The 7,416-nt window shown below is 42.6% G+C and carries 9 protein-coding genes; 3 read left to right on the top strand and 6 right to left on the bottom strand.

Going from position 1 to position 7,416, the window contains the following annotated elements; genetic code table 11:
• The first annotated feature begins 124 nt into the window (after window positions 1-124).
• A complete protein-coding gene (locus HC733_RS21400) occupies window positions 125-709 on the top strand; it encodes a TonB-dependent receptor domain-containing protein (RefSeq protein ID WP_238937656.1) in 585 nt (194 codons plus the stop codon).
• A 103-nt stretch (window positions 710-812) separates the two neighbouring features.
• Here HC733_RS21400 and HC733_RS21395 read toward each other — a convergent pair whose 3' ends face one another.
• From HC733_RS21395 to HC733_RS21380, 4 genes are all read right to left on the bottom strand, one after another.
• Window positions 813-1,646, bottom strand: coding sequence for a DUF6279 family lipoprotein (locus HC733_RS21395; RefSeq protein WP_190367011.1), 834 nt, complete (start codon window positions 1,644-1,646; stop codon window positions 813-815).
• 125 nt (window positions 1,647-1,771) lie between these two features.
• The gene (locus HC733_RS21390) at window positions 1,772-2,200 is read right to left on the bottom strand and encodes a GFA family protein (protein WP_190367010.1); all 429 of its coding nucleotides are present in this window, start codon (window positions 2,198-2,200) and stop codon (window positions 1,772-1,774) included.
• Window positions 2,201-2,294: 94 nt separating this feature from the next.
• Window positions 2,295-2,687, bottom strand: coding sequence for an ACT domain-containing protein (locus tag HC733_RS21385; RefSeq protein WP_190367009.1), 393 nt, complete (start codon window positions 2,685-2,687; stop codon window positions 2,295-2,297).
• A gap of 19 nt (window positions 2,688-2,706) precedes the next feature.
• Window positions 2,707-3,021, bottom strand: a complete 315-nt coding sequence (locus tag HC733_RS21380; RefSeq protein WP_190367008.1) for a DMT family transporter — start codon at window positions 3,019-3,021, stop codon at window positions 2,707-2,709.
• 349 nt (window positions 3,022-3,370) lie between these two features.
• Here HC733_RS21380 and HC733_RS21375 point away from each other — a divergent pair, with 349 nt between their 5' ends.
• Entirely contained in the window at window positions 3,371-4,501 is a 1,131-nt protein-coding gene (locus tag HC733_RS21375) for an FAD-dependent monooxygenase (protein WP_190367007.1), read from the top strand.
• Between the two features lie 134 nt (window positions 4,502-4,635).
• Here HC733_RS21375 and HC733_RS21370 read toward each other — a convergent pair whose 3' ends face one another.
• Window positions 4,636-5,304 carry a glutathione S-transferase family protein gene (locus tag HC733_RS21370; protein WP_190367006.1) on the bottom strand — a complete coding sequence of 223 codons (669 nt, stop codon included), beginning with the start codon at window positions 5,302-5,304 and terminating at the stop codon, window positions 4,636-4,638.
• Window positions 5,305-5,419: 115 nt separating this feature from the next.
• On the opposite strand from HC733_RS21370, the gene HC733_RS21365 reads away from it, so the two are divergent.
• Entirely contained in the window at window positions 5,420-6,292 is an 873-nt protein-coding gene (locus HC733_RS21365; RefSeq protein ID WP_190367005.1) for a LysR family transcriptional regulator, read from the top strand.
• A gap of 64 nt (window positions 6,293-6,356) precedes the next feature.
• On the opposite strand, the gene HC733_RS21360 is transcribed toward HC733_RS21365, so the two are convergent.
• On the bottom strand, window positions 6,357-7,205 hold the full coding sequence (locus tag HC733_RS21360) for a helix-turn-helix transcriptional regulator (RefSeq protein WP_190367004.1): 849 nt from the start codon (window positions 7,203-7,205) through the stop codon (window positions 6,357-6,359).
• Window positions 7,206-7,416: the final 211 nt, after the last annotated feature.

Here is a 7,416-nt window from a genome sequence, read left to right as displayed (position 1 = left end):
AATATCAGAGCGAGTTTCTTCTACAACTGTAAGGTGTTCAATCAGGTTCATTGGTTGCGCCTAGCAATGGGATTGGCGCTATTTGATCATAAATTAGCTAAAAGTGCGATCCCGCCCTGGCTCTTTGGATAATCAGTTTTGTGCATTATTAACACGCCAACCTAATGGTATTATCACCCATGTTAATTTAAAAACCCTCAATCTAAATCAACGACGGACAAGCGGCTTAGATATCATTGCTAACTATAAATTTGATGTGTTGGGCGGCACTTTTGCAATCAATACGATTGTGCAGCGGCTGATCCGCCGTGATATTCAAACCGATCCAACCCTAGATCTCGAGCCGACTGTAGGCTTATTTGCGCACCCAGAGTGGAAAGCAACGGTTAATTTAAGTTATGAGAACGAGCAATTTAGAGTGGGTAGCGCCACACGATATGTGGGTGAACAACGATATAGAGAAAGTTACACCGCATCGATTGTAAACCCACATGAAACACCGAGCATGTTTTATACCGACTTAACAGCCTCGTATAACATCAGCGAAACTATGCGCTTAAACGTGGGTGCAAATAACGTTTTTGATAAAAAGACACCCCAAATGCCCAATGCGTACAGCGGCGGTGCAAACTACTATCTAGGCACTGATGGCGGCTTGTTTGACACACTGGGTCGAACATATTTCGCCAGCTTTAACTGGGAGTTTTAAGCGAATAAATTCTCACCTAACTATGGCACTGCACTAGTGGTCAGTGCCTTTTTTATCCACTTAAAATACCTCAGCACGTCAATAATAACCCTAGGTGTTCCACCTATTTTTTTAGCGAGCTTAAGTCGTCAATCAGTTCATCAAGCTCTTTGAGCAAATGCGTTCGCTGTTTTTCAGACAAGCTACGATAAATATTGGTCAGAAATTGATACTCAAACTGTTTATTGTGAGCGATGCGCGCTTGCAATTCTTGCGACCTAAACTGCTCGGGGTTGGTGAGTAAGTTTTGTAACTCAGTGACAAATTGCGCGTCTCGATTAGGCTTTTCAAACAATGCCTTTAATTGGGCTTGGTAATCAACGCGATAGTCATACCATAAGTCAGCCGTACTGAGCTGTTGCTCATAAAGCTGCTCAACCAACGTTTTCTGCTCATCATTCAATTGACCAAGCCAACGCTCCAGATTATTGATACGGTTTTTTTCCCAACGCTTTTTACGTTTTTGCTCAGAGCGCCGTTGGCGCTTTTCTATTGATTCAGACTCAGATTCGGCCAATTCATTAAATAACTCTTCCACTTGCGCTTTGCTGAGCATCGGTGCCAATTGCGCTAAATCTGGCACGATTTTATCTCGAAAACGATACCAATGTGCCAGCATTTGCATCTGGTGGTAAGCCACCCGCTCTGGGGTTATATTTTTGGCTGAAACATCCGCTTTAATTTCATTAAGCTGAGCGATATACGTATCTAACTCTTGGGCTTTGTGCCAATCCAACCAAGTTTGTAAATGCTTATCAAAATGGGCCTCTTGCTCATCTGTGAGTGCGATATAGTCATCAACATACCAATAGGTCAGCCAATCTAAATTTTTATATACAAATTTTGTTGAGCAACCGGCCATAAATAATAGCGCGATCAGAATAAGTATTTTTCTCATTGTTATATTACCGGATCACTGAATTGTTTGAGTCTATACTCCTTGCTTTGAAAAATGGATTAAAAAAGTGTCTACAAATGTTTCAAAAAACCTAACAATGGACTCTATTTATAAAACCATTGTGATTATTGTTTTGATTGCAGCTTTTTGTTGAGTTCATCCATTGTTGGCATCTGCTCGTATTGCTGCGCATCACCGTTAATACAGTCCCAACTCGCCTTTGAACCAACATACAAGTGCACTGATACCTTAGTGTCACATACACCATCAAGTAAGCCCGCGGGTATCCAATATTGCCGGCCATTTTCCATAAAATGCGGCACGGTACTGCCACATGCACTACAAAAATCAGACCGGTATCCAGATGGTAATTTAAAAGACTTTATAAACGCTTGCCCTTTTACCCAGCTAAATTGTTCGGCATTTAAAAAAGTAGCCGTATCTGACGCTGAGCCCGATAGCTTTCGGCAGAGCGAACAATGACATTGATAAAGATTTGGTAACTCACCCGTTATTGAAAACTCAACGGCACCACATAAACATGACCCTTGCATTGATACTCCCTTATTAAACAGATAGTACGCTTGTTTGTATTGTAACCACTTAATAACTTCAGCTCTAGCTAAGCGAATTAGCCCAAATCTGAGGTTAAATAGACTTAAGTGCAGCCATAGCTTGTTGCGCTTTGTCACACTGTACAAAAATATGGTCGTGAAAGTACCCTGCTATCACATTAGCGCTAATATCATGCTCGGCTAACTTACTAGCAAACGCAGCCGTTAAGCCTACCGCATCAAGACTCGAATGCACATTAAGCGTAATACATTGAAAAACAGACTCATAACCATGTCCAAACTCATCGGCCGTGCGCTTTGGGATAACCAAAGTCATGCCCTCTTGTTCTAAAAACATCGCTTTGGGGCTAAGATTTACGGCATCACCATATTGCCCACCCGCTATGGTTATAAACACAAACTCAGTGTCTAGCAGCTCAGGCTGCATAGCGCTTAATAACACCTCTAGATTAGTTTCACCTGCCATATTCCCTCCATTTGTTATGTTAACTGGTACTTTTTAAGCCAACTATACCGACTAGAATCACACCTAAAAAGACCCACTGCTTTACGCTGAGCACTACACCCAATGCAAAATGATTAACCAAAGCAATTGCACATACGCCCGAGCCAAGCCATACCAAATAGGCGACTGTTGTTGAAACTTGCTTAAGTGATATAGAAAATAGCGCTAGACTGATAGCCATTGAGGCGACTGCCAAAATAACATAATAGTGCTTAGAAAAAGACGCTGACTTGTCTAAAAACACCAACCACAGTGCTTCAAAACAACCCGCTACAATTAGATAAAACCAAGACATAAACTACCCCATTTAACGGGGCCGTCCCCAAATGAGATAGAGTGGTGAGGTCGTCCTCACTTCATAAAAGAGTCGCTAGCCTAGCGAACATTCTATTTTTCGTCAATCACCAGTCCGTTCAGCATAACGTTGCTTGCAAAACACACAACCTTGATCAGCGAATAATTGCGCGGCTAGCATATTTGTAATTTACTAAAATTTGGCACACATTGACCCGTTCATAACAAGTTGCATTAACCATTGAAGGAGCCATAACAAATAGCTTGTAAATAACCGCAAAACGCCCTATCGTCTGCCGTCACCAATCAAGATTTAACATTTAAATAACCTAAAATAGGGAGTATTTATCGTGCGAGTGCTAATAGTTGGAGCTGGTATAGCGGGCAGTGCTTTATTTAGATGCTTACAAGCGCAAGATATGAATGTTGAGATTGTCGAAAAAGCCGCTTCGTTAACCTGCGAAGGTGCCGCGATTTGCTTGCCCGCCAACGCGATGCTTGAACTTGAAAAGCTTGGACTTGCCGATAAAGTCTGCGCAAAAGCACATCAAGTACATGAAATAGAATACGCCAAAGCAAATGGTCAGACCCTTGCAAAAGCGTCACTCGATGAGGCTCCGCTGGACAAAGCGCCCTTTGTCGCATTAAGACGAGATGCGCTGATGGCTATTCTGAGAGACGATATTGCACAACACATACAATTAGCAACTTGGCCTACGGCACTTGAGCAGCAGAGCAACCAAGTATTGGTCAAATTCAATAACGGCAAAAGTGAACACTACGACTTAGTTGTTGCTGCCGATGGCATCAATTCACAAACCCGTGCATTCGTGCAGCCTAATTCGCCGCTCATAAAACCGCAAGTCACAAACTGGCGCTTCATCGCTCCTAAACCTCGCGCCAATTTTCAGCCTGTCTACTACGTAGGTCACAATGACTTATTTATGATTTACCCCATCAGCGACAGCGAGGTATATTGCTATGCGCACGTCAGTGATGCGTCTGGTCATTATCACCAGATGCCAGCGCAGCAAGCACTTAGAGCACTCTTTTCAGACTATGCCCAGCCTATCGTGCAATGCTTAAACGCCATCAACGATGAGACCGCCATCGTCACAGGCGAGCTTAAAAGTGTTGCCCAAACCCAAGCCATATTTGGCCGTGTGGTATTGGTGGGAGACGCACTGCATGGTTGCCCACCTAGCTTACAACAAGGCGCAGGAATGTCGTTGGAAGATATCAACTGCTTAGCAAAACTACTCGAAGATATTCATGCTGACGACATACCCAGTGCGCTCACTGAGTTTGAGAAAATACGTTCTCAAAGAGTCTCTTGGACGGTGAGTGAATCAAATAAAATCATTAAACTTGCCAACTTAGGTAAAAGCTTTTTTGGGCGGATTATCCGTAATTTTATCATCCGTAAAAAAGGCCCAGCGAATGTGGTTGGTTGGCGAAAGCTATTGAGCCAAAACAACTAACAGGTACACTGTGCGCCTTTTTGCTCTGCGTTAAAAGTAGCAATAAAAAGCCTGATGTCTTGATGATATCTGGCTGACTTTATTTCACTATCTTTGTTTTCTTACAGAACAAATCACCTCAGGCGAGCTTAGTATTACAACCTTATTAGCTGTGCCAAATAGCTATCTTTGCCACGAACAAAATCAGTAAGCTCGGCTGCATAGCTACGCTCCACTGCCGCTATTACTGAAGGTCGAGCCAGTAGTTGAGCGCGCCAATGATTAATATAGGGTAATTCAGTAAATAGAGATGATTCAATCAGTGACTCAAAAACTTCAAAATAACGAAAAATAGGGGCATATACCGCATCAACCATAGAAAACGTCTCACCAGAGAAATATGGCCCTACGATCGGTGACTCAAGTCGCTCAAAGCTATCACGAAGTAACCCTGACACCTGATTAAATTCAACTTTACTTTCGGCATTGTAATATTTTGCCACTAGATTGAGTATGCTTGACCCGTATTCTATCCATTGACGATGCCGCGCCTTATCAATAGCGTGCTCTGGCAACAAGTTTCCCGGCGTTATTTCATCTAAATACTCACAAATAACAGCAGATTCAAATAACACATCGTGCTCATTGACCTTAAGCAAAGGTACTTTCCCCATTGGGGATAGCTGTTTAAACCACAAAGGTTTGTTACTCAAATCTATGTCTGTACGCGTATAAGCAACGTTTTTTTCTAGCAGTGTTATCACCGAGCGCTGAACGTAAGGGCAAAGTGTGTGTGCCACCAATTCAAATTTCATATCAACCATATCAATTCCTAATTTAAACTGCTCAATATTTACTGATTGGCTCAGTATGCACTTTGCTAATTTGCATTGTTAGTGGCAATATTTGCAAAACAAACTTGCAAATTTGCATAGATCTATGGACTGGAATTCTTTAAAAGTGCTGTCACTTGTGGCGCGTCACGGTTCAATATCAAGCGCTGCCAAAGCATTGAACATTAACTACTCAACCGCCTTTCGTAGGATTGAGGCATTAGAAAAAACCGTAGGTGGGCAACTATTTCAACGCGCGGAAAAAGGCTATGTGCCCACCCCTTTGGCTGAAGAAATGCTCACGTTTGCCAATCAAATGCTCCAAGGTGCCGAAGACATTGAGCGCCACATCGTAGGCAAAGAGTTTCAGCCCAAAGGCGTGGTAAAAATTACCGCGCCTTATAATATTGCCAACCGTAGCCTGCCCATAGTGGTTGAGCGCATAAGCAAAGCCTACCCCGAGATAACATTTGAAATTCTCGCAAGTAATGATTCATTGAACCTCAATTCGCGAGTGGCAGATATTGCGATTAGGGCCACAGATTTTCCACCAGAGCACCTTATTGGCAAAAAAGTGTCAGCCATCCCTTGGGCCATGTTTGTTTCTCACCATTTTTTAGACAGATACTCGGTTGCGCCAAGCCTTGTCACACTCGGCCAATATCCGTTGATCGGTGGCACTGGCGCTATGCTGAATCTCGCGGCTTTTTCATGGCTGGAAAAGCATCACAGCGAATCAATTACTATCCGCTGTGATGAGCTAACTGCCATGTCCTATTTTGCGCAACAAGGATTGGGGATCGCATTTTTACCTGTTGACCAAAAGAGAGCTCAGCTTCAGCAACTTAACTTGTTCGAACCTGCCAAGGTCAGTGATATTTGGCTGTTGATGCATCCGGATTTAAGAAATACAAAACGTATTCGTATCGTGTTTGATTGCCTTGCTGAGTTTTTTCAAAGCCCTGAATTTTTGGGCTAAACCAAAAACTAATAAGCTACAATGAGTAGCTGTTTAGTGGTTACCAACTTCGATACGGTTATGCCTATTTGGTATTTATCCCCAAATTGGCTTTACGATAAGCCGATGGCGTTAATCCAACCGCGTTTTTAAATGCTGTATTAAAGGTTGAGCGAGAGTTAAAACCTGACTCCAAGGAAACATCAATGATGGAACGCTCTGTGGTTGCTAGTAGACGCTTAGCCTCTTCAACGCGATATTGATTGATCAATTGAAAAAAGTTGATGCCCAAATGCTGCGATAGGGTTTCTGAAATATGGTTCTCCGAAACATTAATCGCACCAGACAAACGACTAAGAGACAGCTCATTGTCGCTATACAGGCGCTGTTGTTGCATGGCATTACGTAATTTATCAGCAATACGCGCCATCCGTTGAGTGTCTAAAATTGCTACTCGAGGCGCTAACTTCAGCTCCTGCGTTTTATGCTCTTCATCCAAGGGGGGCTGGTTTAACGACAAATGAGCAAAAGCGACCAGTAATATAAGCTCTAGTATAGGAATGGCAACACCTGTGCCAAACCACTTGAAGCCAATAAAACCGAGAAAATATTCAATCGAATAAAGTGTCCAAACCGCTCCCCATAACAAAAGTATTACACGTAACCAATCGAGTGATTGCCTTTGAATGTCGGAAAACCGCTGCATAAGTTGTTCTCTATGCTTGGCTTGCAACACATAAGCGGCTCTAAAATACAATAACGTGGTACCTAAAAATACCAAGGTTGTGCTCAAACAGGTTAACAGCGCAAATTGATAAAGCGCTGGGTCTCGAGTCGCAGGGTTTGCCAATGCAAGCTTTTGCTCGGCGCTCAGTAGCAATGCAAAAGGCATAAAGCTGAGCATGATCAATATCGGCCCAAGACAAGCGAGCATTATTGACTTAGTGCTTATAGCACTGGAGCGCAGTATTAAAGAACGTGTGTAAAAGTAAAAAGCAGGGCCGATAAAAGCAGTCAGCGGTAATTGCCTAAGGTATCCCCAAAACTAGTGTTTATATATCAATAAGATGGAGATTTTAGAAATTTTGGAAAATGTGGGGAACATTCATGATGTTTAGTGATCTTATGAATCGCTAAATAAAAAA

Source organism: Pseudoalteromonas sp. S16_S37, assembly GCF_014694405.1.
Classification (GTDB): domain Bacteria; phylum Pseudomonadota; class Gammaproteobacteria; order Enterobacterales; family Alteromonadaceae; genus Pseudoalteromonas.
Note: the sequence above shows the minus strand (reverse complement) of the source record. Positions and strands in the feature narration are given on the sequence as shown.